A 25,118-nucleotide genomic window follows, 5' to 3' on the forward strand; every position below is an offset into this window, starting at 1 on the left:
GTACTCCCCGCTCAGCTCGCGGGCAGGAACCCGATCCGCTCGTAGACCGACGCCAGCGTGGCCGACGCGACCTCACGGGCCCGGTGCGCGCCCGCGGCGAGGATCCGGTCCAGCTCGGCGACATCGTCCAAATAGGACTGGACGCTCTCCTGCAGCGGCGTGACCCAGTCGACCAGCACCTCGGCGAGGTCCTTCTTGAGATCGCCGTAACCCTTGCCCTCGTAGGCGGTTTCGAGGTTGGCGACGGTCCGGTCGGTCAGCGCGGAGTAGATCGTGAGCAGGTTGGAGACGCCTGCCTTCTCCTCGCGGTCGAAGCGGACCTCGCGGCCGGTGTCGGTGACCGCGGAACGGATCTTCTTCGCCGAGCGCTTCGGGTCCTCGAGCAGCTCGATCAGCCCGTTTCCGGTCGCCGCCGACTTGCTCATCTTCGAGGTCGGTTCCTGCAGGTCGTAGATCTTCGCGGTGTCTTTCACGATGAACGGCTCCGGCATGACGAACGTCTTGCCGAACCGGCTGTTGAACCGCTGCGCGAGGTTGCGGGTCAGCTCGAGATGCTGCCGCTGGTCCTCGCCGACCGGCACCGCGTTCGTCTGGTACAGCAGGATGTCCGCGGCCATCAGCACCGGGTAGGTGAACAGGCCGACGCTCGCGTGGTCGCTGCCCTGCTTGGCGGCCTTGTCCTTGAACTGGGTCATCCGCCCGGCCTCGCCGAAGCCGGTCTGGCATTCGAGCACCCAGCTCAGCTGAGCGTGCTCGGGCACATGACTCTGCACGAACAACGCGCTGCGCTCCGGGTCGACCCCGATGGCGAGCAACTGCGCGGCCGAACGCCGCGTCCGCTCGAGCAGCACCTTGGGATCCTGCTCGACGGTGATCGCGTGCAGGTCGACGACGCAGTAGAAGGTCTCGTGGGTGTCCTGCAGCCGCACCCACTGGCGCAGGGCGCCCAGGTAGTTGCCGAGGTGGAAGGAGTCGGCTGTCGGCTGGATCCCGGAAAGCACCCGCAGGCGCCCGTTCTGTTCGTCGGACACGCCCGGGATTCTTTCAGGCTGCGAAGAAGCCCCTGCCGCGGGCCCGGCGGTTCGCGGGCCGGACGGGCAGACGGGACGTTTCGCCGCCCTCCGCGCGGGTATCTGCTCTCGGGAGAGAGCGTCGCCGAAGAGATTGAGGGGTGGATGTGCAGCTCAGGTCGCCGATACCGCGGTGTGAGGAGAGCGGCGGAGACGACCGGGGCCGCAAGTGACTCAACCGGCGGCGTGGAAAGCATGGCGAAGTTCGCCGCTCGGCCGGGGAAGATCCTGCTGCCGAAGAACCGGCCAGCTGACTAGGACTGCCGCAGGTTGAGCGCGGCGGGAGCCGGTTCCAGCGGCCGGGTCTCCTCGTCCAGAGCCCCGGCGGCAGCGACCGCCTCGAGCGCCTTCGCGCGGGCCTTGCGGCGCTGCCGGACGACGCCCAGCGCCATCCCGATGACACCGAAACCCACCGCGACCAGGCCGACCGGTCCGAGCATCCCGAAGCCGGCCGACGTCGTCTCCGCCCGGACGACACTGTCGTCCGCGAACGCCGTCGCACCCGTCCCGACGGCCGCGACCAGCACCGTCGCCAGCACTGCCAGGACTCGCCCGCCCGCGACGACCAGGGAACGGCTGCCACGGACAGCCCGGCGAACCGGAGTCCGCTCGGCCGACCCCGTCCCGGACACCCCCGATGGGGTGACGGACGAGCGAAGCGCTGGACGGCCAAGAGCCAGCGTGGACCGTGTCACGAACCGGCCTGGGTTGCGCACCGGAGTGCCTCCCGCGAGGTGACTGTTCTGAACGAGCGCCTCACCCGTAAGGATGAGTTCTCGACGTGCTACTGGTCAGAAAACTACCGAGCGTGTCAAGACCTGTCGGATCTGATCAACTCGGGAGCCGAGGCTAGCGCCCACTCGGGGAGTAACCGAGGCCGCCCCTGCGGTCTCGGTGTCGTCGGTGGTCAGCGCCGTGCGCCGTGCGCGGAACCACGCACAGTGTCCTCGGTCCCCGGCAAACCGGACAGAATCACCCTGCAGAACAAACCCGAACTACCCTCAGCAGGCTTCACCCACTAGTCACCAGCAGGACAACCAGGCTCAGCCCGGGAACGGCACGTCGTACGTCGCGGTGACCGGCGCGTGGTCCGACCAGCGCTGGTCGTAGGACTCTGCCCGTTCGACCACCACGGACGTCACCTTCTCCGCGAGTCCGGGCGTCGCCAGCTGGCAGTCGATGCGCCAGCCCGAGTCGTTGTCGAACGCCTTGCCCCGGTAGGACCACCACGTGTAGGGACCGGGGCCCTCGGGGTCGAGCCGACGCTGCACGTCGGCATAGCCCGCTTCGTAGACACGGCCCATCCACTCGCGCTCCTCCGGCAGGAACCCGGAGTTCTTCTGATTGCCGCGCCAGTTCTTGAGGTCGACGGTGTCGTAGGCGATGTTCCAGTCGCCGACCACGACGACCTCCCGGCCCTCCGCGGCCGCCTTCGCGCGCAGCTCGACCAGGTACGGCAGGAACGCGGCCATGAAGCGTTCCTTCTCGTCCTGCCGCTCGGTGCCGACGTCGCCGCTCGGCAGGTACAGGCTCGCGACGATCACGCCGGGCAGGTGCATTTCCAGGTACCGCCCGCTGTCTTCGAACTCGGGCTCGCCGAACCCGGTCCGCACCTCGTCCGGCTCGACGCGGCTGTACAGCGAGACGCCGTTGCGCCCCTTCGCGACCGAGGGTGCGTGCGCGGCGAACCACCCATCCGGCGCGACGACGGACGCGGGCAGCTGCGCGGCCTCAGCCCGCACTTCCTGACACGCGACGACATCCGCCTCGGTGGCGGCCAGCCACTCGACGAAGCCCTTCTTGACGGCAGCCCGGAGACCATTGACGTTGACAGTGGAGACGATCAGCACCCCGCGCACGCTACCCGCCGGGTCCGACAATTTTCCGCGCGCGGCGGGTCCGGCGAGGTCCAGAATGACCGCCATGCCTCGCTTGACCGTCCTCGGCAGCTGCGGCGCCTGGCCCGAACCCGGCCGTGCCTGCGCCGGATTCCTGCTGTCCCACGAGGACTTCCACGTCGCACTCGACCTCGGCTACGGAGCCGCCCCGCGACTCTTCCAGCACGTCCCCGCCGACCGGCTCGACGCGATCGTCGTCACGCACGAGCACCCCGATCACCTCGCGGACGTCAGCGCACTCGGCCGGGCCCGCCACTACACGACCGACCGCAAGCTCCCGCTGCACTGCACTCCCGGCAGCGTGCGCCGGCTCGCCGCGATGGAGCCCAACCCGGCCCCCGACGAGAACTTCGACCTCCGCGACCTCGGCCCCGACACCGACCTCGGCCCGTTCCGGCTCACCACCGCGCTCCTGCCGCACCACGTGCCGAACTACGGCGTCCGGCTCACCACACCCGGCTACACCCTCGCCTACACGGGCGACACCGGTCCCGCTCCGCACCTGACCGACCTGGCCCGCGACGCCGACGTCCTCATCTGCGAAGCGACCCTGCAAGGCGCACCGCCGGACGGTCCCCGGTACCTGATGACCGCCGCGGAAGCCGGCCGACTCGCCGCCGCGGCGAATGTCCGCACGCTGTTGCTCACGCATTTCTGGCCCGGTTCCGACCGCGCGGTTTCGGTAGCCGAAGCCCGCGCCGAGTTCGCCGGAGAAGTGCTCGCCGCGGAAGAAGGACTCATGCTGAATCACGCATAATCGCGCGTTCCGCACAACAAACGCGATCACCGTTCACCCTGAACGCTTTCACCCCGGCACCGCGCGGCACAAAAGAGCAGCCGCATCCGGCAATCGCGAACAGAGCCGTACGGATGCGCCGGTTCAACCGACCGGCGCATTCCCGCGTGGACAACCGAAGCCTTCCCACCACATGGGACGAACCAGCGGACAACCATCGGCCCGGACCCGCACCTAGCTCAGCAGCCGCTCGGCCCCGGCCGAACCACGCGTCGCAGCAAACCCAGCAACCACGCGAACCTAAGCGCCGCAACAGACTCCGCGCACGACAGCGTCAGCGCACCACTAGCTCAGCACCTCAGCCAGGCTCCAGTACGAACCAGCCTCAGCACTTAGCCCCGGACACCGGCGTCACGAAGCTGTCCGCGACCCACTTGCCGTCGGCGACCTTCCGGAACCCGTTCTGCACCACGGGTTGCGCGTCGAATTCCGCGCCGCGCAAGTACTTCCCGACGACCTTCCCGTTGCCCGCGGCGGTTTCCCGCGCGTTGAGCACGTCGGCGGTCACCGAGACCTTGCAGCCGGTCGGGGATCCCTGCGCGTCGGCCTGGCCTTTCTGGCCGAACGCGTAGATGACCACGACCGCGGCGACGACTCCGATAATAATCAGTGTCTTCTTGGGCAAACCCAGAATCACGGCCGCTCCTCAGTCGCGAAAAACCCCTCGTCCAGAGTAGGCAGTCCGGCCCGGCCCGGACAGGTTCGCGACCCCATTCCACCCGGAGGTGCCAATCCTGTCACCGACACATCACGAAGAGTGACAAAAAAGAGAAGGGTACCTCGGAAGACTCCTCCGAGGTGCCCTTCTCGCAAAAACAGCTAAAGAAAGATCAGCCCTGCGCGATCTTCTTGGCCAGGTTCTCGTCCAGCGTCGCGAGGAAGTCCTCGGTCGTCTGCCATTCCTGGTCCTTGCCGACCAGCAGCGCGAGGTCCTTGGTCATCTTGCCGCCCTCGACGGTGTCGACGACGACCTGCTCCAGCTTGTTCGCGAAGCCGATGAGCTCCGAGTTGCCGTCCAGCTTGCCGCGGTGCTCGAGGCCGCGGGTCCACGCGTAGATCGAGGCGATCGGGTTCGTGGAGGTCGGCTTGCCCTGCTGGTGCTGGCGGTAGTGCCGGGTGACCGTGCCGTGCGCGGCCTCGGCCTCGACGGTCTTGCCGTCCGGCGTGCGCAGCACCGAGGTCATCAGGCCGAGCGAACCGAAGCCCTGCGCGACGGTGTCGGACTGGACGTCGCCGTCGTAGTTCTTGCACGCCCAGACGTAGCCGCCCTCCCACTTGAGCGACGCGGCGACCATGTCGTCGATCAGCCGGTGCTCGTAGGTGATGCCCTTGGCGTCGAAGTCCGACTTGAACTCGGTCTCGAAGATCTCCTGGAACACGTCCTTGAACATGCCGTCGTAGGCCTTGAGGATGGTGTTCTTGGTCGAGAGGTAGACCGGGTACTCGCGGTCGAGGCCGTACTGCAGCGACGCGCGCGCGAAGTCCTCGATCGACTTGCGGTAGTTGTACATCCCCATCGCGACGCCGCCGCCCTCGGGGAAGTTCGCGACCTGGAACTCCATCGGCTCGGAGCCGTCTTCGGGGGTGTAGGTCATCGTCAGGGTGCCCGGGCCGGGGACCTTGAAGTTGGTGGCCTTGTACTGGTCGCCGTGCGCGTGGCGGCCGATGATGATCGGCTTGGTCCAGCCGGGTACCAGCCGGGGCACGTTGCGCATGACGATCGGCTCGCGGAAGATCACGCCGCCGAGGATGTTGCGGATGGTCCCGTTCGGGGACACCCACATCTTCTTGAGGCCGAACTCCTCCACGCGCGCCTCGTCGGGCGTGATCGTGGCGCACTTGACGCCGACGCCGTGCTGCTTGATGGCGTTGGCGGCGTCGACCGTGATCTGGTCGTCGGTGCGGTCCCGCTCCTCGATGCCCAGGTCGTAGTAGTCCAGGTTGACGTCCAGGTACGGGTGGATCAGCTTGTCCTTGATGAACTGCCAAATGATGCGGGTCATCTCGTCGCCGTCGAGTTCGACAACGGTGCCCTGGACCTTGATCTTGGCCATGAGCAGCGGTGCTCCTTCCGCGGATCTTCGCGTTCGCTTCTTCGCTCTCCGATAGCGGTACAAGCGTACTGCTTAACAGAGCTGGATGGTTCCAGAAGTGGTCGGAATCAAGTCTCTACCACCCTTGACCCGGCCTGCCGACCGGGCACGACTGCGGAACCAGCCGAGCGGGCCGCCCGTCCCATCGCGGCAAGCACCGCACTGGGAGGTCCCGCCATGTCATACCCCGAGCCGTACTCCGTTTATCCCCCCGCGGGCGGCCCGATCGCCGCACCGGCGGGCAGCCGGGCGGTGGCGCGCGTGCTCAGCGGGCTGTGCGGACTCGTCCTCACCCCGGTCGCGCTCGGGCTGCTGGCCTACGGCAGCTACCTGCACCAGCGGCAGATCGCGGCTTCGTTCGCCGAACACGGGGACGCCCTCGGCATCACGTTGGCGGTGGCGGGCGCGGTGCTCCTGTTCGGGGTCGCCGTGCTCGGCGCGTGGTCGGGAACCGGGCCGATCGCCGGCGGGCTGGTGTGGTGCCTGGTTCCGGGGGTGATCACACTGGTGGCGCCGCGCTCGGCGTTCGATCTGCTCGACCTGCTGCCGCGCGGCGAGATGACCGTGGGCGTGGCCGGGTGGATGTCGTCGGGCGCGCTGCTCGGCACCGGGTTCGTGCTGGTCGGCACGGGTCTGGCGGTCCGGCTGGCGCGTCGGCGCAGGTAGCGGCGGACCGGCGCGGGCCCGGTGAGACTATTTGCAGATGGGATTGTTCACCGTAGCCGAGGCCCGCACCGAGCTCGCCCGGTTGCTTCCCGTGCTCGCCGAGCTGATCCGGGTCCGCGCCGACGCCGCCGAACTCGCCGCGTCGCTGCGCCCGGGCGGGCGGGACACCAGCCTCGGCGGCCTGCCGGAGTGGAAGGCCGCGCAGGCGAGGCTGGACGACCTGATGACCGCGATCCAGGCGACCGGGGCGGAACTGAAGGGGTTCGCCCCGCTGCTGGTGGACTTCCCGGCTTCGCTCGACGGCGACGACGTCCTGTTGTGCTGGCTCGAAGGCGATCGCGAACTGTCCTGGTACCACCGGGCCGACCTCGGTTTCGCCGGCCGTCGCCGATTGCCCGGATAATCACTGGTCAGCCGCACTACGGTGACTGGGTGAGCACACTTTTCGACGCCGACGCGGCGGGATACGACGAGGACACCTTCCACCCGTATGTGGCCGAGCAGCTGATCGGCGGCCTGGCCCCCAAGCCCGATCTCCTGGTCGACGTCGCCGCCGGCACCGGCGCGGCAGCCTTCGCGGCCCTGCGCCTCGAACCGGCCGCGGTATTCGCCATCGACCTCTCCCCCGCGATGATCGAGATCGCCCGCACCAAGGCCGCCGACCGCGACCCGGACGGCCGGATCACCTGGCAGGTCGGCTCCGCGGTCCCGCTGCCGATCGGCGACGGCGAGGCGGACGCGGTCGTCTGCGCGTCGGCGCTGCATTTCCTGGGCCCGCGCGCACTGGCGGACTGGCTGCGGGTGCTGCGCCCGGGCGGCAAACTGGCGTTCAGCATGGTGTCGTCGGAGCGGTTCAAGCCGACCGGCAAGTTCGCTGACGTGTTCCCGCGAGACCTGCGCGTCCCGGGCACCCTCGAGGAAGCCGCCGCGCTGGCCACCGACGCCGGGTTCAGCTCGGCGAAGGCACAGCACGTGACGCTCGATCAGGGCGACCGGGTACGGCAGGTTTTCGCGGTGTTCGCGGAGGCCTAACGGTGGAAGTGCGCCTCGCCGCGGGTAGCCGCGGCGGGGGCGCAGTGCAGGACGAAGGTGACGTCGAGGTCCGTGACGGCACCGTCGGCCGCACGGGTTAGGCGGGAAACGGTGAAGTCGGCGGTCGCGTCCGGAAGTGCGCAAGCGCGCGTGCCGCCCGCCTGGGTCCCGCGGAACGCGATGAAGCTAGGCGTGGCGAGCTGCGGCGAATTCTGCGGCCGGACAGCGGCGTTCGAGTAAGTCCCCTCGTGCAGCTGCTGTCCGGCAGGCGCGCTCAGTTCCAGCCGGGCCCAGTCCCAGCCGTCGGGCGTCTCGGCGTCCACTTTCACCGCGCCGTCGTGTTCCCAGGCGGTGACCTCGTCGACGGTCCAGGAAGCACTGCCTTCAAACGCGTAAGCGCCTTCGTCCGAGGTGTAGCCGAACCCGGCCGCCGGATCCGCGTGCGCGGCCGATGCCGTCCCGAACGCGATACCCGTCGCAGCGACGAGCGCCAAGATTCTTCGCATGATTCCCCTCCCCTGGGTCGCTCCGATCTTGGCAGGATTCCCTGCGCTGCGGCGGAAAATCCCCCATTCAGCCGTGCAGCTGAGCCCCCTTGAGGATCTTGTCCACCGCGTTCTTCGGCCCATGCACGGCCATCCCCGCCAACGCCAGCTTCTCCGTCGGCACCGCCCGCACCGCCGCGCGATTGTCGACGTCATTGCCGGTCTGGAACAGCTCGTCGGTGAAGATCGAGACCCGCAGACCTCGCGAGAGCGCGCGGCTGTGCGCCAGCGCGAGCGTCTCCGCGGTGCCGGCGAACACGAGTACCGGCTGGCGGAACATCGGCAGGTACTCGGTGTCGTCGGCGTCGAGGTAGGGCTCGCCGATCAGTTCGGGCGTCGTGTGGGCCACGCCGCTCACCAGGAACGCCGTGACGTTCAGCCGTTGCCACGAGGCCAGGTCGTCCCGCAGCAGCACGGCGATCTTCGTGTCGAATCGGTTCATGCGGGACAGCGTCGGCCCGGCGCCGCGTGCGGGTCTTGTACGTTTTGAACATGACGGTGTCGGCTTGGTGCCCTCCGGTGCCTGGGATCGCCGAGGCGTTCCACGCCCGGTTCACCGACCACGCCTACCCCGCGCACACGCACGACACCTGGACGCTGCTGATCGTCGACGACGGCGCGATCAGCTACGACCTCGACCGGCACCACCACGGCGCACTCGGCACGGCCGTCACCCTGCTGCCGCCGAACGTCGCGCACGACGGGCGCGCCGCGACCAGCCACGGCTTCCGCAAACGCGTGCTCTACCTCGACGCCGACGTCCTCGGCGACGACCTGATCGGGGCCGCCGTCGACCAGCCGAGCCTGCCGGATCCGTTGCTGCGCACCAGGATTCACCAGCTGCACCAGTCACTCGCCGAACCGCTGGAAGCCGAAAGCCGCCTAGCCCTGGTCGCCGAGCGGCTGCGCACCCACCTCGGCCGCTTGACGGTGACGCCGCCCGACCGCAGCCTGGCCGACGACCTGCGCGACCTCCTGGACGAACGCCTGCCCGATTCCCTGACGCTGGCCGACGCCTCCGAGGCATTGGGCGCGCACCCCGTCCACCTGGTCCGCGCCTTCGGCCGCCGTTTCGGGCTGCCGCCGCACCGGTACGTCACCGGCCGCCGCGTCGACCACGCCCGCCGCCTCCTGCTCGACGGCACCCCGCCCGCCGCCGTCGCCACGACCGCCGGGTTCACCGACCAAGCCCACCTGACCCGGCACTTCCGCCGCTACCTCGGCACCACCCCGGCCCGCTTCGCACGCGGCTGACCGGGCGGTTTGTGCGAAGATGGCCCCATGCTGCGCGAACTGCACCTGACCGGCGACCCGGCGGCCGACAAGCTGCTCAACGACGACCCGTTCGCCCTGCTCACCGGGATGCTGCTGGACCAGCAGTACCCGATGGAGCACGCCTTCGCGGGCCCGCGGAAGATCGCCGACCGCATGGACGGCTTCTCACTGCAGAAGATCGCCGCCACCGACGTCGAGGCATTCGTCGAGATGTGCGTCGTCCCGCCCGCGATCCACCGCTACGGCGGCTCGATGGCGCGCCGGGTGCACGCGCTGGCGCTGCACATCATCGAAAACTACGACGGCCGCACCGAAAGCATCTGGCTGGACGGCCGCCCCAAGCCGGACGGCGAAGAGGTGCTGAAGCGACTCAAGGCACTGCCCGGTTTCGGCGAGCAGAAGGCGAAGATATTCCTGGCACTGCTGGGCAAACAGCGCGGCGTCGCCCCGAAGGGCTGGCGCGAAGCCGCAGGCGCATACGGCGACCGCGGCTCCCGCCGGTCCATCGCGGACGTGACGGACGCCAAGACGCTCGGCGAGGTACGCGCGTTCAAGAAGGCCGCGAAGGCCGCCGCCAAGGCGAACTGACTCAGCCTCGCGCGAACACGCGGATCTTGAGCCGCCCGGCAACTGGGCGAACCGATACAGTGGGCTGTGTCGAGGACGAATCCACATCATGAAGGAGGGGCCGTGGTCGACAAGTTCGCCGATCCGCTGCTGACTCCCAAAGAAGTGGCTCGGCACCTGCAGATTCCTCAGTCCACCATGTACTACTGGCTCGGCGAGAAGGCAGACGGTACGCCGCTGGTGCACCGAGTCGAACCGGAACGACATGGCAGGCCGTCAGTTCCGTTTGTCGCCGTGATCGAGGCCTATGTGCTTCGAGCGCTGCGCGATCTCGGACTGACCAAACGAAAGATCCGTGACGCCGCCGCTGAGGTTCGTCGGTCGTTTCACACGCCGTATGCACTGGCGACGAAGCAGATCGCAACCGACGGGGTGGACATCTTCCTCCACTACGCGGACGGGGACCTCGCGCGCGTCGGAGATGGTCAGCGGCCGTTCCGCGAGATCATCAACGATTACCTGCATTTCATTGAATGGGACGCTGCGGACGGTTTCGCCGGAAGCCTGCGCCTCCGGCAGTACCCCGATGTGGCACCGGTGGTGATCGACCCACGGTTCGGATGGGGCACGCCCGTTGTCGAGTCGACGAAGGTACCGGTCGACGCCGTCGTCGATCTTTGGCTGGCCGGCGAATCCTTCACCGACGTCGCTTACGAATACGGTCTCACTTCGGAACAGGTCGAAGCGATCTGCAGAGTAGGCCGTGCCGCCTGAGTTTTTCCTCGATCGAGGGCTAGGACGAAGGCTGGCCGAAGAGCTGACCGACCTCGGCTGGATCGTGCACCGAGCAGCCGCGCACTTCCCGGACGATGCCCAACACGTCGCCGACGAGGACTGGCTGGACTACGGCCTGGCCCGGGGATGGTCGCCATTGTGCAAAGACGGCCGGATCAAAGGTCGTGACACGGAACGCGCACCGCTGGAGACGTACGGCGGGGTTCTTTTCTATCTCGACAACCAACGCCTCAGGGTCGACGACATGGTGGCTCGATTCGAGCAGCATCGGCAAGCGATCCACCGGGCCGTAGCACGTGGCGGCCCGCGCGCATACGCAGTCGGTGCGCACAGCCTGCGTGCAACCTGGCCATGACTCGTCAGACCATCTGACTCAGACTCGCGCGAACCAGACCACGTCCGGTTCCCCGCGCGGCACCGGAATCTCCACCACGTCCACCTCGGCGAACCGCTCCCGCAGGCGAGCCGTGAACCCCGGTGCCGCGCCCGCGCTCCACACCGCCAGCACCCCGTCCGGGCGCAGCAGCTGAGACAACCGCTCCAGGCCCGAAGCCGCGTACAGCGACGCATTCCCCTCAGTGACTGTCCACTCTGGACCGTTGTCGATGTCCAGGCACAACGCGTCGAACGTCTCGCTCGTCGTCCGCAGCCACTCCAGCAGGTCCGCCTCGACCACCGTCACCCGCGGGTCGTCCAGCGCCGCGCCGTGCACCTCGCGCAGCGGACCGGTGCGGTTCCAGGCGATCACGGCAGGTTCGCGTTCCACGACCACGACCTCGGAAACCGCACTGTGGTCCAGCGCAGCGCGCAGCGAGAACCCGACCCCGAGGCCGCCGATCAGCACTCGGGCGCCGGAGGCGAGCCGGTCGGCCGCTCCGGTCACGAGCAGCCGTTCCGACTCGCCGTTGCGGGTGTCCATCAGGAACATCCCGTTTTCGATCACCTCGAACTCGGCGCCGTCGCGCCGCAGCACCAGTTCGCCGCCGTGCCCGGGCACGGTTTCCAGTACCTCTGCCACGCCCGGCAGCTTCTCAGACCGCGACCTCTTCGCGGACCTCAGCCCGCTTCCGCGCGCCCCAGAAGAACACGACCACCAGCATCGCCGCGGCGGCGAGGATCGCGGCGATCTCCGGCAGGACGGTCGGCCCGGCCGAGGTCAGCACCGCGCCGCCGACGACACCGGACAGCCCGACGCCCAGGTAGATCGCCGACGCGTTGAGCGACAGCGCGAGACCGGCGTGCCCCGGCGACAGCTCGATGAGCCGGTGCTGCAACGGCGGGCTGAACGACCAGTTCGCCAAGCCCCACACGAACAACGTGATCCCGGCTCCGACGACGGTCGTCGCGGTGAACGGCAGCAGCACCATCACGGCGGTGAACCCGATGAGCACGATCAGCAGCGGCTTGCGCGCACCCCACCGGTCGGCCGCGCGGCCGCCGGCGAAGTTGCCGATCGCGCCGCCGATGCCGTAGCAGAACAGCAGCACCGTGATCGTCCCGCCGGAAACGCCCGCGGTGGCGGACAGGACCGGCGACACCAGCGTGTAGACCATGAACGCGGCGAGGCAGGCGAGCGTGGTGGTGACCAGCAGCGCGACCACCCGCTTGTCCCGCGCGACCGCGAACCGCTCGGCGAGCCCGACCACTGGCGGCGGCGCGACCTTCGGCAGCGCGACCCGCACTCCGATCGCACCGAGCAGCGAAAGGATGCCGACGAACAAGAACGCGCCCTCGTAGCCGAACTGCTGGGAGATCACGCTGCCCAGCGGAACGCCGAAGATCAGCGCGATGGTGAGTCCCCCGAACACCAGCGAAACAGCTCGCCCGCGACGTTCTGGCGTGGTGAGCTCAGCCGCGACGGCGGTAGCGGCCGGGGTGTAGACGGCGGCCCCGATCGCCGTGACGACCCGCGCGATCAGCAGCGTGGTGTACCCCGGCGCGACGGCCGCGAAGATGTTCCCGACCGCAGCCACCGCGAGCGCGGCGACCAGCAGCGTGCGCCGTTCCCACCGTCCGGTGGCCGCGGCGAACAACGGCGAGCCCACCGCGTACGCGATGGCGAACGAGGTGACGAGCTGCGCCGCGGCCGTCGCGGAGATGTGCAGCTCGGAGGTGAGCGCCGGCAACAGCCCGGCCACGATGTAGCCGCTGGTGCCGACGCCGAAGGCCCCGAACGCGAGCACCGAGTTCCGGGCCGCCGCCGAGGACGAGACGCTGGACATGAATGTTCCCCCAAGGAAACCTGAACGGATAGTTCGACGAACGTCGTAGTTCGATGACGACCGTACACGGACCCGCCGACAATTTCGACAGTCGTCGTACTATGGACCCATGCCCGCCTCTGTGCCCCTGCCGCCGCTCGCCTATCCCGACCGCGACGAGATCACGGTCGAAGCGGTGCTGCGCGCACTGGCCGACCCGATCAGGCTGGCGATGGTCCGGCAGCTGGCGAACTCCGAAACGGAGATTTCGTGCAGCGCCTTCGAGGTGCCGGTGACCAAGTCCACACTCACCCATCACCTCGCGACCCTGCGCCAGGCCGGGGTGATCGTCGGCCGCCAGGAAGGCACGACCCGGTACAACTCGTTGCGCCGCAACGATCTCGACGCACTGTTCCCCGGCCTGCTCGACGGCGTGCTGGCCGCGCCGCGCTGACCGGTCGCGCTACGTGGCGGGCCTCACCCGAATACCGGGATGACAAGGCCGCCCTCCATCGGTTCAACTAGAGCGAGACAGCACGACGACGTCGGGGCTGTCTAGTTTTTTGCCCTCGTTCTAAAGCGCTTCAGAAGCCTGCGACCCAGGCGCTGAGCAATCGATTTCTCCAGGAAGGGAGAGCCGTGCCCGTCGCGTTGCTCGCGCTCGCCGTCGGTGCCTTCGGCATCGGTACCACCGAGTTCGTGATGATGGGTGTGCTGCCTCTGACCGCCGCGGACTTCCACATCGACATCCCGTCCGCGGGCTACTTCATCTCCGCCTACGCGCTCGGCGTAGTGATCGGCGCGCCGCTGCTCACCGCGCTGGCCGTCCGGTTGCCTCGCAAAACCATGCTGCTGGCGATGATGGGCCTGTTCACGGTCGGCAACGCGCTGTTCGCGCTCTCGCCGAACCAGGACTTCGGCATCGCGTTCCGGTTCCTCGCCGGCCTGCCGCACGGCGCGTTCTTCGGCGCGGGCGCGGTCGTCGCGTCCAGCCTCGCGCAGCCGGGCCAGCGCGCGAAGGCCGTGTCGATGATGTTCATGGGCCTGACGCTGGCGAACGTCATCGGCGTCCCGCTCGGCACGCTGCTCGGCCAGCAGGTCGGCTGGCGCGCGACGTTCGGCGTCGTCGCGGTGATCGGCCTGCTCGCCATCGCCGCCATCGCGAAACTGGTACCGCACCAGGGCCGCCCGGCCGACCCGTCGATCCGCGGCGAACTCGGCGCGTTCCGCCGCCCGCAGGTGTGGCTGGCGCTGGCGATCGTGATGTTCGGGCTAGGCGGCGTCTTCGCCTGCATGTCCTACATCGCGCCGATGCTGACCGACGTCGCCGGCTACTCGCCTGCCAACGTCACGGTGCTGCTTTCGCTGGCCGGGGTCGGCATGACGATCGGCAACTACCTCGGCGGACGGCTCGCGGACAAGGCGCTGATGCCGAGCCTGTACGTCGCGCTGCTCGCGCTCGCGACCGTGCTCGCGATCTTCACCGTGACCGCACAGGGCAAGGTCGGCGCGGCGGTCACGATCTTCTTCGTGGGTGTCGCGGGCTTCATGATCGGCCCGATGATGCAGGCCCGGATCATGGAGAAGGCAGGCGGCACTCCGTCGCTGGTCTCCGCCGCGGTGCAGTCCGCGTTCAACATCGCCAACTCGATCGGCGCCTACCTCGGCGGCCTGGTCATCGCAGGCGGACTCGGCTTGCTGGCCCCGAACTGGGTCGGATCACTGCTGGCCGTGCTCGGCGTATCCATCGCCGCAGTGTCCGGACTGCTGGACCGGCGCGAAGCGCGAGTCGAGAAAGAACTCGCGCTCGCGTCCTGACCGTGCTCGCTCAGGAGGAGGCGTCGAACGGGCCGCCGACGATCGACAGCGAGATGTAGAGCACCGCGGCGCACAACGCGCCGTAGGTGAGGATGTCGACGGCCCTGCCGCGGATCGCGAGCAGTCCGGCGCGCTCCTCCGGCAGCACCGCGCGCAGCAGCCCGGCCACGAACAAGGCCACGCCGACCAGCGCCGCGCCCTCGCGCCAGTGGTACTGCAGCGCGCGCACCACAGCCGCCGCCAGCAGCAGCATGATCACCGCGAACGGCACGTGGACGAGCCAGGGACGATCGCCGCGGTGCCGTTGCCCGGTCATCGCCATCAGCGGGCGGCCGCGCGTTCCGCAGCCTCGACCACGTTCGTGACCAGCATCGCCCGCGTCATCGGGCCCACGCCGCCGGGGTTCGGCGACAGCCAGCCGGCCACCTCGGCGACCGCCGGGTCGACGTCGCCGGTGAGCTTGCCCTCGACGTGCGAAACGCCGACGTCCAGCACCGCCGCGCCGGGCTTGACCATGTCCGGCTTGATGATCCCGGGCACGCCCGCCGCGGCGATCACGATGTCCGCGCGGCGCACCTCGGCGGCGAGGTCACGAGTGCCGGTGTGGCAAAGCGTGACGGTCGAGTTTTCGCTGCGCCGGGTGAGCAGCAGACCGAGCGTGCGGCCGACGGTGATCCCGCGGCCGACCACGGTGACCTGCGCGCCGTTCAGCTCGACGCCGTGCCGCTTGAGCAGCTCGATGATCCCGTAAGGGGTGCACGGCAGCGCGCCCGCTTCGCCGAGCACGAGCCGGCCGAGGCTGATCGGCGCGAGACCGTCGGCGTCCTTCTCCGGGTCGATGCGCTCCAGGACGCGGTTCGCGTCGAGGTGCTTCGGCAGCGGCAGCTGGACGAGGTAGCCGTGGCAGGCCGGGTCCGCGTTCAGCTCGTCGATGACGGCCTCGAGCTTCTCCTGCGAGATGTCCGCGGGCAGGTCGCGGCGGATCGAGTTGACGCCGATCTTCGCGCTGTCCGCGTGCTTCATCTTCACGTAGGAGTGGGAACCGGGGTCGTCGCCGACCAGCACCGTGCCCAGCCCAGGGGTGATCCCCTTCTCCGCGAGCGCGGCCACGCGCGGGCGCAGCTCTGCGAAAATGGCGTTCTTCGTGGCCTTGCCGTCGAGAATCTTCGCCGTCACGGCGGCCATTGTCGCAGAGCCGCCGGAGACTGCCGGTCAGGAGTGGGTTCTGCACTCTGTGTGTCCGCGACACCACCCGATCGGCCCGCGCGTCTTCCGTCGAATCAGCCGTCCCGGGTCTTAAGCTGGAGGGGCTCCACCGCATCACCCACCCAGGCGTGTGACCCGTGCCATATCGCGTCCGTCGAGGTCAGCGGGCTCGTCCACCGGCCTGAGGGTGGCAAAAGCCCTATGCGGGGTGCGTTCGTGCGCGCGAACAGTCAAAATGTTCTCTGTGGCACAACCGACGACGCAGCTGAACGCGACGGAGCAGGACACTCTGGTCAAGCAGATCGGACTGGCCCTGCTGCGCGCCGCCCCGCGCGACTGGCGCAAAGTCTCCGCGGAGTACCGAGCCGTCGGCAGGTACCACGAGCTGACCGGCGAGATCGTGCTCGAGGACGGCTCCGCACAGGAATGGATCGCGACGCACGACATCGCGACCCTGTTCGGAAGACTCCGCGCGGGCATGTACCGCGACGGCCGCGGCACCTGGTTCAACGCGCGCTACCAGCTGGACCACCCCTCCAGCTACAACCTCGAATACAACCGCGACGAGCCCGGCTGGCACCTCGCCCCGCCGCCGCAGGCGTACTCCGACGAGCTGCGCATGTTCCCGCGCACCGAGGAGAACGTGCCCGAGTGGCTGATCCGCCGCATGTCCGGCCTCGGCCCGGAACAGCCCGGACCGCACTTCCGCATCGCCCGGATCTTCGACACCATCGGCCCGGCAGGCCGCCCGGTGATCAACCGCCCTGACCTGGACGTCGACGAGCAAGACCGGCTGCTGGACTACCTGGACCACGCCCCCGTCGTGGTCCAAGACCGCGGCTACGACATCGACCGTCTCGCCCAGACCCCCGAAGCGACGGTCCCCGTCGCCTTCCACAGCGACGGCCACTGGATCTGGCCGGCCGCGGTCAACTTCTACCTCCGCACGTACGGCGTCTCGCCGGAAGCGGACCTGATCGAGCACATCCGGGCGAACGCGTTCCAGCTTCCGCAGGTGGACGAGCTGACCCTGCAGGGTGCGGCCGCGTACCTGACTCGCGGGAGCCAGACTCCGCAGCAGCGACCCGCTCCTGGCGGACCTGGTGCTGGTGGTCCCGGGGCTGGCGGTCCCGGCTCGGGCGGACCTGGTGCCGGAGCTCCCGGCGCGGGCGGACCTGGCGCGGGCGGTCCTGGCTCGGGCGGACCTGGCGCGGGTGGCCCCGGTGCCGGTGGTCCCGGCGCTGGCGGCCCTGGTGCGGGCGGGCCTGGTGCCGGAGTTCCCGGCTCGGGCGGGCCTGGCGCTGGTGGCCCCGGTTCCGGCGGGCCTGGTGGCCCCGGCTCGGGCACTAATGGTCCCGGTGGTCCTGGCGCGGCTGGTGGGCCAGTCGGTGCTGGCGCAACGGGCGGCCCCGGCGGACCTAACGGCCCTGGCGGCGCAGGCAGCGCCGGTGGCCCCGGCGGTGCTGGTGCGCCTGGCGGTCCGAACGGAGTCGGCGGACCGATTTCGGGCGGCCCCGGCGGATTCGACGCCAACGGACCTGGTTCCGGCAGCCCCAGCGCTGACGGCCCCGGCTCTGGTGGCCATGGCGCAGCCGGAGTCGGAGCAGCCGCCGCTGGGCTCGGCGCGGCCGGTCTGGGAGCAGCCGCACTCGGTGCGGCAGGCGAGTCTGGACCAGGCAGCCACGACAACTTCCACCCAGCCGACGACTTCAGCGATCCCGGTTCCGGCAGGCCCGGACCGGGTGCGCCCGGCCCCGACCGACGCGGCCCCGCCGACGAGTTCGACAACCGCGACTCCGGCCGACCGGACAACTTCCACCCCGACGACAACTTCAGCAGGCCCGGCCCAGCGGACCAGCCAGAAGGCACCTTCCACCCGGCCGAAGACTTCAGCAGGCCCGGCGCAGCCGACCGGCCAGAGGGCACCTTCCACCCCGCCGACGACTTCAGCAGGTCTGGCGCAGCCGACCGTCCAGAAGGCACCTTTCGCTCAGCCGACGACTTCGGCGGGCACGAAGCGGCCGGTGGCCCGGAGGGCATCCACCCCGATGACGAGTTCGGCAGGCCCGACGCGGCCGACCAGCCGGAGGGCGCTTTCCACCCGGCCGAGGAATTCAGCAGGCGCGGCGGATCGGACGCTCCCGGCTTCGACTCGGCGGACGAGTTCGACGGCCCCGGCTCCCGCAGGCCCGGCGCGTCCGGCGGCCCAGGCGGCGCCGGTCCCGACCGGCGCGGTCCGGCCGACGAGTTCGACAGCCGCGATCCCGGCCGAGCGGACAGCTTCCACCCGGCCGACGAATTCGCCGGTCCCGACGCAACGGACGGCCACGGCTTCGACGACCGCGGCGGCCCGGAAGAGCACTTCGAGCCCAACCGCGGCTCGGACAGGCGTGGACCGCAGGGTCCCGGCGCACCGGACACTCGAGGGTCCGGGCAAGACAGTCCCGGCGGGTCGCACGGACTGGGCGTAGCCGCCGCGGCGGCAGGAGCAGCAGGCGTGGCGGGAGCCGCCGCGAGCGGCACTCGTGCTGAGCACCCGCACGAAGCTGGTTACGACGAGCACCCCGACTCGGCCGGCTACGACGACCGAGCCCACGACGCCGACGGCTATGACCAGCAGGGGCACGCCAACGCTGGCTACGACCAGGCAGCCGGTTACCCGGAGAACTACGACCGCGGCGAAGGCCAGCGCGGCCACGCCGATGGTTATGACCAGCACGACGAGGGTTACGACGAGTCCGCCCACGGCGACTACGACCACGCACCCCACGGTGGGTACGACGCCGAGCCGTACGACCAGCACGGGTACGAGGACGCCGCATCCCACGACGCCGGTGCTTACGCCGAGCAGCAGGGGTACGACGAAGCCGGTCAGCACGGCCACGACGAAGCGGGTTACGACGAACCCGCGCACCACGTCGATGACCGCAACCGCGACGCGGCCGACTACGACGACGCCCACGGGTACGACGAGCACCTCGACGCGCCCGGGGGCAAGGTTCCGGGCGTCGGCACGTTCGAGCAGCCCGCTGCCCCGAACACTGAGGACGGGCTGGTCGGCGCGGATGGCCTCATCGGTGCCGACGGACTCATCGGCGCGGACAACTCCGCCGACGAACCCGCCGCCTCGAACCGGCACAACGCTGAGCCGGACGCAGGTCGGCGCGGTGCGGTGCCGGACGACAGCCGCGACCAGGAGGGTGGCCGTCGGCGAGCCCAGCCGGACGCCGAAGCGGACGACAGCCGCCGGGAAGACGTGCGGCTGAACGCCGAGGACGGCGGGCGGCGCAGCGCCGAACCCGACAGCCAGGCCGAGCCCGCGGACGAGCACGGCAGTCACGTCGGTGCGGCTGCGGCCGGGGTCGCCGCGGCAGGCGGGCTGGCCGCGGCCGGGCTTGCCGCTGCCGCACACGGTCGGAGCCGGGAGAAGGAGGCCGAGGGCCGCCACGGCACCGCGCCGGAGCGTCCTGCGGAGCCGCCCTTCGAGCAGGACTTCGACGGCGGGCAGTACGACCGCTACGACGACGGCCACTACGACGACGAAGACCACACCGAGGTCCACCACGACCTGGTCCCGAACCGCAACGGCACCGGCCCGGGTCACCCGGACGACGAGGACGACACCGACGTTCACCGGCCGGTCGACGTCGAGAGTGAAGAGCCGGTGCTCTTCACGCACGGCAACGAGCCGTCCCGCGACGACGACGAGCAGCGTGCCGAACTGTTCACGCACTCCAATGGTTACGAGGACGACAACCGTCGCGAGGCCGAGTACGACGCGGGCCCGCCGACCGCGATGATCATGCCGGGGTCCGAAATCCCCGGCGGGCTTCCGGTGCCGGAGATGCCGGTTCCGCCGCCGTCCGGCGGGCGGCGCGCGGCTCGGGAGCAGGCCGAACCGGCCCCGGTCGCGCGGCGGGAGCAGCCCGCCCAGCCGGAGCTGGCCGAACTGCAGGCGAAGCTCGACGAACTGGACGTGCCCGAGGCCGCGTACCGGCTCGGCGGCCCCACCGAACGCGGCTGGAGCGTCGAGCAGGTGGGCGAAGGCTGGCGCGTCGGCTGGTACGACGGCGAGCTGATCAACCCGGCGGTGTTCGGCGACGCGGAGGACGCCGCGGCGTTCATGCTCGGCAAGGTGCTGCTGTACCCCGACGGGTATGTCGCGGCGGAAGCCCCCGCACCGGCTGAGCAGCCAGTCGCGGACGCACCGAAGCCGCCCGTGGTGGCGACGTTGTCGCCGGAGGTCGCGACGGGCTCGTTCCCGGTCCGGCCGCGCGAGAACGTGCCGCCGCAGGAGCAGACCGCGTTCACGCCCGCCGATCAGCTGCTGGCCGACGACGAACCGCCTGCCCGGCAGACCCCGCCGCCCGCTCCGCCGACGCAGGTCGCGGCACCGGTGAGCCCACCGACCCAGGTGGCTCCCCCGGTTAGCGCCCCGCCGACGCAGATCGCCTCGCCGGTCAGCGCGCCGCCCACCCAGGTCGCGCCGCCGGTCAGCCCGCCGCCGCGGCGGGAACCGCCGGTGCGGCGCGAGGAACCGGTGCGCGCCAACGGAACCGGCGGCAGCGGGCAGTGGCCGATCGCGCCGCTGTCCGGGGAACCGCCGCTGACCCTGTTCCGCGGCAAGGAACTGCGCGAACTGCCCGCGGGCAGCGAGCTGGACCGCTTCGGCGGCCCGAACGGCAACCTGACCTACGCGGCGGGCACCCCGTTCGAGGAGCGTTCGCTGGTGCCGGAGTGGGTGAACCGGCCGTACCACGTGTACCGCGTGCAGCGGCCGCTCGAAACCCTGGCCGGGGTCGCGATCCCGTGGTTCAACCAGCCGGGCGGCGGATCGGCGTACCTGCTTCCGGCGAGCATCGAAGAGCTGCTCGCCGAGGGCGACCTGATCGAACTCGACCCGGGCGAACCGCCGATCGACTGAGAAAACCGAAGCTGCGGAAAAGGGGCGGGGCCAGCGGGCTTCGCCCCTTTTCCGTGCCCGGAACCGCGCTACTTGACGACCAAGCCATGGGCCGCGGCGAACGCCACCGCCAGTTCGACGTCCACGTACGCGCCGCGCAAGTCCGACTGCACCAGCCCGTTCGCGTCGACCACCGCACCGCGCAGGTCGGCTCCGGGAAACTTCGTGCCGATCATCCGGGACCCGGACAGATCCGTGCCCCGCAGGTCGGAATCCGTCAGATCCGCCTCGTTGAGGTTCACTTCCCGCATCCGCAGACCGGACAGGTCCAGTTTCCGCAACCGGCCGCGCGCGAACGACGCGAGCGACAGATCGCATTCGGTCAGCGCGATCCCGGTGTAGCGACAGTCCACAAAGGACGAACCAAGCAGCGAGCACGACGACCAGCGGCTGTCGGCGAGCACCGAGCGGTCGAACGTGCAGGAGCGGAACGCCGACGCGTCGTGCCGCGAACCGGCGAGATCGACCTTGGTGAAGTCGCAGTTGTCGAAGGTGCAGCCGCGGGTGCGCAGGTCGCGCAGGTCCGCTTCGGTGAAATCGCAATCCACGAACTGGCGTTTTTCCCACCACTGGCCGGAAAGTCGTGCTTCGGTGTAGTCCTCGCCGGTCTCCGTCACCCGGACAGGATGTCATCCGCCCCGGTGCCGGCTTTGCGACGGGGTGGCTGCGAGCCGCCGGAAGGCGTGTGTCCACGAACTGTCCGCCGGTCATCGGAAGTCCCGCGATCTCGTGGGAATCCGCAGCCTCAGCTGCTCCAGTTTCTGCGCACGCACGCTCGCGACGCCGTCCGCTTTTTCCAGCACTCCGTGCACCAGCAGCGCCGAACTGCCCCGCGCGATCCGGTGGAACCGTTGCCACAGCCCGAGTGTGCAGATCACGTTCACCATGCCGGTCTCGTCCTCGAGATTCAGGAACGTGACTCCACCGGCGGTCGCCGGCCGCTGGCGGTGCGTGACCGCTCCCCCGACGAGCACTCGCTCCCCGTCGGACCGGTCCAGCAGCTTGCCAGCGGTGATGACTCCGAGCGCGTCGAGGCGGTCTCGGATGAACTCCGTCGGATAGCTGTCCGGCGAGATCCCGGTGGCCCAGACATCGGCGGCGGCGACGTCGAGGCCGTCCATTCCGGGCAGCATCGGCGCGTCCACGCCGACACCGGTGCCAGGCAGTTTTTCCGGCCGGTCCTGCGCGACCGCTCCCGCGGACCACAACGCCTGCCGCCGGTCCGGGCCGAACGCGCTGAATGCACCCGCGGTGGCCAATGCTTCCAGCTGCGGTGTGGTGAGCCGGACGCGCCTGCCGAGGTCGGACATGCTCTCGTACCGGCCATTCGCCTGCCGTTCCGCCACGATCTCCTTGGCCAGCGTTTCGCCGATCATCCGGACGGTGCTGAGCCCGCCGCGTACCGCGTGGAGTTTCCCCTTGTCCGGCAACGCTTCCAGGGTCGCGTGCGGGAGGCTCAGGTTGATGTCCGGGCCGAACGTGGTGACGCCGTGCCTACGCGCGTCCGCCACCAGCGACTGCGGCGAGTAGAACCCCATCGGCTGCGCCCGCAGCAGACCCGCGCAGAACGCGTCCGGGTGGTAGTGCTTGAAGTACGCGCTCGCGAACACCAGATGCGCGAAGCTCAGCGCATGGCTTTCCGGGAAGCCGAAGTTGGCGAACGCCTTGAGCTTCTGGAAGATTTTCTCCGCCAGCTCAGCGTCCACCTCGTTGGCGATGGCCCCGTCAAGGAACCGCTTGTGCAGCCGTTCCATCTTCCGCTGCGACCGTTTCGACCCCATCGCGTGCCGAAGCTGGTCGGCCTCGGCCGGGGTGAATTTCGCGACGTCCAGGGCGATCTGCATCATCTGCTCCTGGAACAGCGGCACTCCCAGCGTTTTCTCCAGCGCGTTCTCCAGCAGCGGATGGTCGTAATCCCACTTCTCGCGCCCCTGCTTGCGGCGGATGTACGGGTGCACCGAACCGCCTTGGATCGGGCCCGGCCGGATCAACGCGACTTCCACGGCCAGGTCGTAGAATTTCTCCGGCCGCAACCGCGGCAACGTGGCCAGCTGAGCCCGGCTTTCCACCTGGAACACGCCGATCGCGTCGGCGCGGCAGAGCATTTCGTAGATGTTCTTGTCGGTGAGGTCCAGCTCGGCGAGATCGATCGTCTCGCCCTTGTACTCCTTGACCAGGTCGAGCATGTAGTGCAATGCGGAGAGCATGCCGAGCCCGAGCAAATCGAACTTCACCAGCCCGACCGCGGCGCAATCCTCCTTCTCCCACTGCAAAACGCTGCGGTTTTCCATCCGCGCCCATTCGACCGGGCACACCTGGCTCACCGGTTCCCGGCACATCACCATGCCGCCGGAGTGGATGCCGAGGTGCCGCGGGAAGTCTTCGAGGGCGAAGGCGAGCTGCACGACGTCGTTCGGGATGTCGTGGTCGTGGTCTTTTTCCGTGCTGCGCAAGGCTCCCCAGCGGTCGATTTGCTTGCTCCACGCGTCCTGCTGGCCCGGCGAGTAGCCGAGCGCCCTGGCGGCGTCGCGGATCGCGGAGCGGGCGCGGTAGGTGATCACGTTCGCGACCTGCGCGGCGTTGAGCCTGCCGTGTTTGCCGTAGACGTACTGGATCACCTCCTCGCGCCGGTCGGACTCGATGTCGATGTCGATGTCCGGATAGCCGTCGCGGTCGGGCGCGAGGAACCGTTCGAAGAGCAGGTGGTACTCGATGGGGTCGACCTTGGTGATCTCAAGCGCGTAGCAGACCGCCGAGTTGGCCGCGGAACCCCTTCCCTGGCACAGAATGTCGTGGTCCCGGCAGAATCGCGCGATGTCCCAGACGATCAGGAAGTACCCGGGGAACTCGAGTTTCTCGATCACCTCCATCTCGTGCTCGATCTGCTGCCAGGCCTTGTCCGCGTGGTCCTTGCCCGAGTAGCGCTTCTCGAAGCCCTCCTTGACGATGTTTCGCAGATGCGTGGTCTCGGTCTCGCCAGACGGCACGTCGAACGGCGGCAACTCCGGCGCGAGCAGCTCCAACGGGAAGGCGCATTCCATGCCCAGCAAGGCCGACCGTTGCACCGCGCCCGGGTATCGCTGGAAAACTTCCGCCATTTCGTTGCCAGAGCGCAAGAACGCGGTGGCGTCGCCGGGCAGCCAGCCTTCGAGATCGTCGATGCTGCGCCGGGCGCGGATGGCGGCGACGGCGTCCGCGAGCCGGCCTCGTTCCGGGCGAGCGTAATGCGCGGCGGTGGTCGCGACAGTGGGCAGCTTGAGTTCGCCGGCCATCTCGGTCAGCAGGTCGTTGTGCGTGCTGTCGAGCGGCTGGCCGTGGTCGATCAATTCGACATAGACCTGGGTTTGGCCGAAGAGGTCGACCAGCCGGCGCAGTTCGGCGAACGCGGCGTCCGCGCCTTCGCGCACCAACGCCGAACGCACGGATCCCTTGCGGCAGCCGGTCAGCACCGCGCATTTCCCCGCGACTTCCTCTGCCACGGCGGCCAAGTCGTAGATCGGGCGGCCTTTTTCGGCCCGCTCCACGTCTTCGCCTTCGTGGCCGCGCAACTGTCCGGCGGTGATCGCGCGGCACAGGCTGCGGTAGCCGTCGCTGCCGCGAGCCAGCAGCAGGAGGTGCTCGCCCTCGGGGTCGGCGACACCGTTTTGCGGCGCGGACAGCCCGAAGCTCAGCTCAGTGCCGAATACCGTTGCGACGCCTAGCTCTTTGGCCGCTTCGGCGAACCGGACCACACCGTACATGCCGTCGTGATCGGTGAGCGCGATCGCGTCGAGCCGCAGCCGCGCGGCTTCCTCCACCAGTTCCTCGGGGTGGCTGGCGCCGTCAAGGAAACTGAAGTTGGAGTGGCAGTGCAGTTCGGCGTACGCCACCCGCGGCCCGGCTTCCAGGTCGCTGCGCGGCGGCGGGATGTCGGCGGGGCGGCGGTACCCCTCGCGTTTGCGTCCCCACGCGGGACTGTCGCCGTGGTCGCCGGGCGGCATCCCGCCCGACAGCGCCCGCGCGAGGTCCTTCCACGGGACCGGCGGGTTGTTCCAGCCCATCGTCAGTCCATCCGGTTCTCGGGTGATCGGCGAGGTTCCGGGATCAGCAGCGCGACCGGCACCGGGTCGAACGGGCACGGCGGTTCGACCGGGACGCGGGGCACCGGCAGGTCGTGGTCCATCACGGGCGAATTCCTTTCGTTGTCTCCACCG

Annotated in this window: 25 protein-coding genes; 11 read left to right on the plus strand and 14 right to left on the minus strand. The window is 69.5% G+C overall.

Translation table 11 applies throughout. The features are described 5' to 3' along the window. Positions 1 to 11: 11 nt before the first annotated feature. The 3 genes from trpS to DMP23_RS29725 form a co-directional block, all read right to left on the minus strand. A complete protein-coding gene (gene trpS / locus DMP23_RS29715; RefSeq protein ID WP_337823170.1) occupies positions 12 to 1,031 on the minus strand; it encodes a tryptophan--tRNA ligase in 1,020 nt (339 codons plus the stop codon). Between the two features lie 293 nt (positions 1,032 to 1,324). After that, positions 1,325 to 1,702 carry a hypothetical protein gene (locus DMP23_RS29720; protein WP_240691396.1) on the minus strand — a complete coding sequence of 126 codons (378 nt, stop codon included), beginning with the start codon at positions 1,700 to 1,702 and terminating at the stop codon, positions 1,325 to 1,327. Between the two features lie 411 nt (positions 1,703 to 2,113). Then, positions 2,114 to 2,929 (minus strand): exodeoxyribonuclease III, encoded by an 816-nt coding sequence (locus DMP23_RS29725; protein WP_337824460.1) that lies wholly within the window; start codon positions 2,927 to 2,929, stop codon positions 2,114 to 2,116. Between the two features lie 64 nt (positions 2,930 to 2,993). Between DMP23_RS29725 and DMP23_RS29730 the strand changes: the two genes are divergently transcribed. Next, on the plus strand, positions 2,994 to 3,725 hold the full coding sequence (locus DMP23_RS29730; RefSeq protein WP_337823171.1) for an MBL fold metallo-hydrolase: 732 nt from the start codon (positions 2,994 to 2,996) through the stop codon (positions 3,723 to 3,725). Positions 3,726 to 4,089: 364 nt separating this feature from the next. On the opposite strand, the gene DMP23_RS29735 is transcribed toward DMP23_RS29730, so the two are convergent. Together DMP23_RS29735 and DMP23_RS29740 are read right to left on the minus strand one after the other, a co-directional pair. Then, positions 4,090 to 4,401 carry a hypothetical protein gene (locus DMP23_RS29735; RefSeq protein ID WP_106961406.1) on the minus strand — a complete coding sequence of 104 codons (312 nt, stop codon included), beginning with the start codon at positions 4,399 to 4,401 and terminating at the stop codon, positions 4,090 to 4,092. 193 nt (positions 4,402 to 4,594) lie between these two features. After that, a complete protein-coding gene (locus DMP23_RS29740) occupies positions 4,595 to 5,818 on the minus strand; it encodes an NADP-dependent isocitrate dehydrogenase (protein WP_037816160.1) in 1,224 nt (407 codons plus the stop codon). A 216-nt stretch (positions 5,819 to 6,034) separates the two neighbouring features. Between DMP23_RS29740 and DMP23_RS29745 the strand changes: the two genes are divergently transcribed. From DMP23_RS29745 to DMP23_RS29755, 3 genes are read left to right on the plus strand one after another with little or no spacing between them, the layout of a single operon-like run. Beyond that, positions 6,035 to 6,523: a hypothetical protein gene (locus DMP23_RS29745; protein ID WP_337823172.1), complete on the plus strand. Its 489-nt coding sequence runs from the start codon at positions 6,035 to 6,037 to the stop codon at positions 6,521 to 6,523. Between the two features lie 37 nt (positions 6,524 to 6,560). Further along, positions 6,561 to 6,926, plus strand: coding sequence for a DUF2203 domain-containing protein (locus tag DMP23_RS29750; protein WP_037816161.1), 366 nt, complete (start codon positions 6,561 to 6,563; stop codon positions 6,924 to 6,926). 29 nt (positions 6,927 to 6,955) lie between these two features. After that, positions 6,956 to 7,555 (plus strand): class I SAM-dependent methyltransferase, encoded by a 600-nt coding sequence (locus DMP23_RS29755; RefSeq protein WP_337823173.1) that lies wholly within the window; start codon positions 6,956 to 6,958, stop codon positions 7,553 to 7,555. Here DMP23_RS29755 and DMP23_RS29760 read toward each other — a convergent pair. Both DMP23_RS29760 and DMP23_RS29765 read right to left on the minus strand, forming a co-directional pair. Beyond that, the gene (locus tag DMP23_RS29760; protein WP_337823174.1) at positions 7,552 to 8,061 is read right to left on the minus strand and encodes a hypothetical protein; all 510 of its coding nucleotides are present in this window, start codon (positions 8,059 to 8,061) and stop codon (positions 7,552 to 7,554) included. The genes DMP23_RS29755 and DMP23_RS29760 overlap by 4 nt on opposite strands. 67 nt (positions 8,062 to 8,128) lie before the next feature. After that, entirely contained in the window at positions 8,129 to 8,542 is a 414-nt protein-coding gene (locus tag DMP23_RS29765; RefSeq protein ID WP_337823175.1) for a DUF2000 domain-containing protein, read from the minus strand. A gap of 50 nt (positions 8,543 to 8,592) precedes the next feature. Here DMP23_RS29765 and DMP23_RS29770 point away from each other — a divergent pair, with 50 nt between their 5' ends. From DMP23_RS29770 to DMP23_RS29785, 4 genes are all read left to right on the plus strand, one after another. After that, positions 8,593 to 9,354 carry an AraC family transcriptional regulator gene (locus tag DMP23_RS29770; protein ID WP_336160489.1) on the plus strand — a complete coding sequence of 254 codons (762 nt, stop codon included), beginning with the start codon at positions 8,593 to 8,595 and terminating at the stop codon, positions 9,352 to 9,354. A 27-nt stretch (positions 9,355 to 9,381) separates the two neighbouring features. Then, complete coding sequence (locus DMP23_RS29775; protein WP_275291715.1) at positions 9,382 to 9,963, plus strand: HhH-GPD-type base excision DNA repair protein; 582 nt, start codon at positions 9,382 to 9,384, stop codon at positions 9,961 to 9,963. Positions 9,964 to 10,065: 102 nt separating this feature from the next. Beyond that, on the plus strand, positions 10,066 to 10,716 hold the full coding sequence (locus tag DMP23_RS29780) for a DUF433 domain-containing protein (RefSeq protein WP_037816166.1): 651 nt from the start codon (positions 10,066 to 10,068) through the stop codon (positions 10,714 to 10,716). Beyond that, on the plus strand, positions 10,706 to 11,092 hold the full coding sequence (locus DMP23_RS29785; protein ID WP_078870583.1) for a toxin-antitoxin system, toxin component, PIN family protein: 387 nt from the start codon (positions 10,706 to 10,708) through the stop codon (positions 11,090 to 11,092). The genes DMP23_RS29780 and DMP23_RS29785 overlap by 11 nt, the downstream gene beginning before the upstream one ends. A gap of 18 nt (positions 11,093 to 11,110) precedes the next feature. On the opposite strand, the gene DMP23_RS29790 is transcribed toward DMP23_RS29785, so the two are convergent. Both DMP23_RS29790 and DMP23_RS29795 read right to left on the minus strand, forming a co-directional pair. After that, the gene (locus tag DMP23_RS29790; protein ID WP_337823176.1) at positions 11,111 to 11,755 is read right to left on the minus strand and encodes a spermidine synthase; all 645 of its coding nucleotides are present in this window, start codon (positions 11,753 to 11,755) and stop codon (positions 11,111 to 11,113) included. 13 nt (positions 11,756 to 11,768) lie between these two features. Next, complete coding sequence (locus DMP23_RS29795; RefSeq protein ID WP_337823177.1) at positions 11,769 to 12,959, minus strand: MFS transporter; 1,191 nt, start codon at positions 12,957 to 12,959, stop codon at positions 11,769 to 11,771. Positions 12,960 to 13,068: 109 nt separating this feature from the next. Between DMP23_RS29795 and DMP23_RS29800 the strand changes: the two genes are divergently transcribed. Together DMP23_RS29800 and DMP23_RS29805 are read left to right on the plus strand one after the other, a co-directional pair. After that, positions 13,069 to 13,392: an ArsR/SmtB family transcription factor gene (locus DMP23_RS29800; protein ID WP_337823178.1), complete on the plus strand. Its 324-nt coding sequence runs from the start codon at positions 13,069 to 13,071 to the stop codon at positions 13,390 to 13,392. A gap of 185 nt (positions 13,393 to 13,577) precedes the next feature. Beyond that, on the plus strand, positions 13,578 to 14,756 hold the full coding sequence (locus DMP23_RS29805; RefSeq protein WP_037816171.1) for an MFS transporter: 1,179 nt from the start codon (positions 13,578 to 13,580) through the stop codon (positions 14,754 to 14,756). Positions 14,757 to 14,766: 10 nt separating this feature from the next. Here the strand turns inward: DMP23_RS29805 and DMP23_RS29810 are convergent, their stop codons facing one another. After that, on the minus strand, positions 14,767 to 15,078 hold the full coding sequence (locus DMP23_RS29810; protein WP_337823179.1) for a DUF3017 domain-containing protein: 312 nt from the start codon (positions 15,076 to 15,078) through the stop codon (positions 14,767 to 14,769). Next, a complete protein-coding gene (locus DMP23_RS29815) occupies positions 15,078 to 15,932 on the minus strand; it encodes a bifunctional methylenetetrahydrofolate dehydrogenase/methenyltetrahydrofolate cyclohydrolase (protein ID WP_037816426.1) in 855 nt (284 codons plus the stop codon). The genes DMP23_RS29810 and DMP23_RS29815 overlap by 1 nt, the downstream gene beginning before the upstream one ends. Positions 15,933 to 16,197: 265 nt before the next feature. Here DMP23_RS29815 and DMP23_RS29820 point away from each other — a divergent pair, with 265 nt between their 5' ends. After that, on the plus strand, positions 16,198 to 20,886 hold the full coding sequence (locus DMP23_RS29820; protein WP_337823180.1) for a glycohydrolase toxin TNT-related protein: 4,689 nt from the start codon (positions 16,198 to 16,200) through the stop codon (positions 20,884 to 20,886). 68 nt (positions 20,887 to 20,954) lie between these two features. Here DMP23_RS29820 and DMP23_RS29825 read toward each other — a convergent pair whose 3' ends face one another. The 3 genes from DMP23_RS29825 to DMP23_RS29835 all read right to left on the minus strand — a co-directional run bounded on the left by DMP23_RS29825 (position 20,955) and on the right by DMP23_RS29835 (position 25,090). Next, positions 20,955 to 21,542, minus strand: coding sequence for a pentapeptide repeat-containing protein (locus DMP23_RS29825; RefSeq protein WP_037816173.1), 588 nt, complete (start codon positions 21,540 to 21,542; stop codon positions 20,955 to 20,957). 90 nt (positions 21,543 to 21,632) lie between these two features. After that, positions 21,633 to 24,965: an error-prone DNA polymerase gene (locus DMP23_RS29830; protein WP_337823181.1), complete on the minus strand. Its 3,333-nt coding sequence runs from the start codon at positions 24,963 to 24,965 to the stop codon at positions 21,633 to 21,635. Positions 24,966 to 24,967: 2 nt separating this feature from the next. Beyond that, positions 24,968 to 25,090, minus strand: a complete 123-nt coding sequence (locus DMP23_RS29835; RefSeq protein WP_336160475.1) for a hypothetical protein — start codon at positions 25,088 to 25,090, stop codon at positions 24,968 to 24,970. Positions 25,091 to 25,118 lie beyond the last annotated feature (28 nt).

The sequence above is a fragment of the Amycolatopsis sp. A1MSW2902 genome (assembly GCF_017312175.1).
In the GTDB taxonomy this organism is placed as follows: domain Bacteria; phylum Actinomycetota; class Actinomycetes; order Mycobacteriales; family Pseudonocardiaceae; genus Amycolatopsis; species Amycolatopsis nivea.

Bases quoted from the DNA above. Each gene is read 5' to 3' on its own strand.
- DMP23_RS29795 (WP_337823177.1), bottom strand. From the start codon at position 12,959: ATGTCCAGCGTCTCGTCCTCGGCGGCGGCCCGGAACTCGGTGCTCGCG.
- DMP23_RS29830 (WP_337823181.1), bottom strand. From the start codon at position 24,965: ATGGGCTGGAACAACCCGCCGGTCCCGTGGAAGGACCTCGCGCGGGCG.
- DMP23_RS29800 (WP_337823178.1), top strand. From the start codon at position 13,069: ATGCCCGCCTCTGTGCCCCTGCCGCCGCTCGCCTATCCCGACCGCGAC.
- DMP23_RS29810 (WP_337823179.1), bottom strand. From the start codon at position 15,078: ATGGCGATGACCGGGCAACGGCACCGCGGCGATCGTCCCTGGCTCGTC.
- DMP23_RS29820 (WP_337823180.1), top strand. From the start codon at position 16,198: ATGTTCTCTGTGGCACAACCGACGACGCAGCTGAACGCGACGGAGCAG.
- DMP23_RS29775 (WP_275291715.1), top strand. From the start codon at position 9,382: ATGCTGCGCGAACTGCACCTGACCGGCGACCCGGCGGCCGACAAGCTG.
- DMP23_RS29730 (WP_337823171.1), top strand. From the start codon at position 2,994: ATGCCTCGCTTGACCGTCCTCGGCAGCTGCGGCGCCTGGCCCGAACCC.
- DMP23_RS29750 (WP_037816161.1), top strand. From the start codon at position 6,561: ATGGGATTGTTCACCGTAGCCGAGGCCCGCACCGAGCTCGCCCGGTTG.
- DMP23_RS29765 (WP_337823175.1), bottom strand. From the start codon at position 8,542: ATGAACCGATTCGACACGAAGATCGCCGTGCTGCTGCGGGACGACCTG.
- DMP23_RS29760 (WP_337823174.1), bottom strand. From the start codon at position 8,061: ATGCGAAGAATCTTGGCGCTCGTCGCTGCGACGGGTATCGCGTTCGGG.
- DMP23_RS29740 (WP_037816160.1), bottom strand. From the start codon at position 5,818: ATGGCCAAGATCAAGGTCCAGGGCACCGTTGTCGAACTCGACGGCGAC.
- DMP23_RS29770 (WP_336160489.1), top strand. From the start codon at position 8,593: ATGACGGTGTCGGCTTGGTGCCCTCCGGTGCCTGGGATCGCCGAGGCG.
- DMP23_RS29745 (WP_337823172.1), top strand. From the start codon at position 6,035: ATGTCATACCCCGAGCCGTACTCCGTTTATCCCCCCGCGGGCGGCCCG.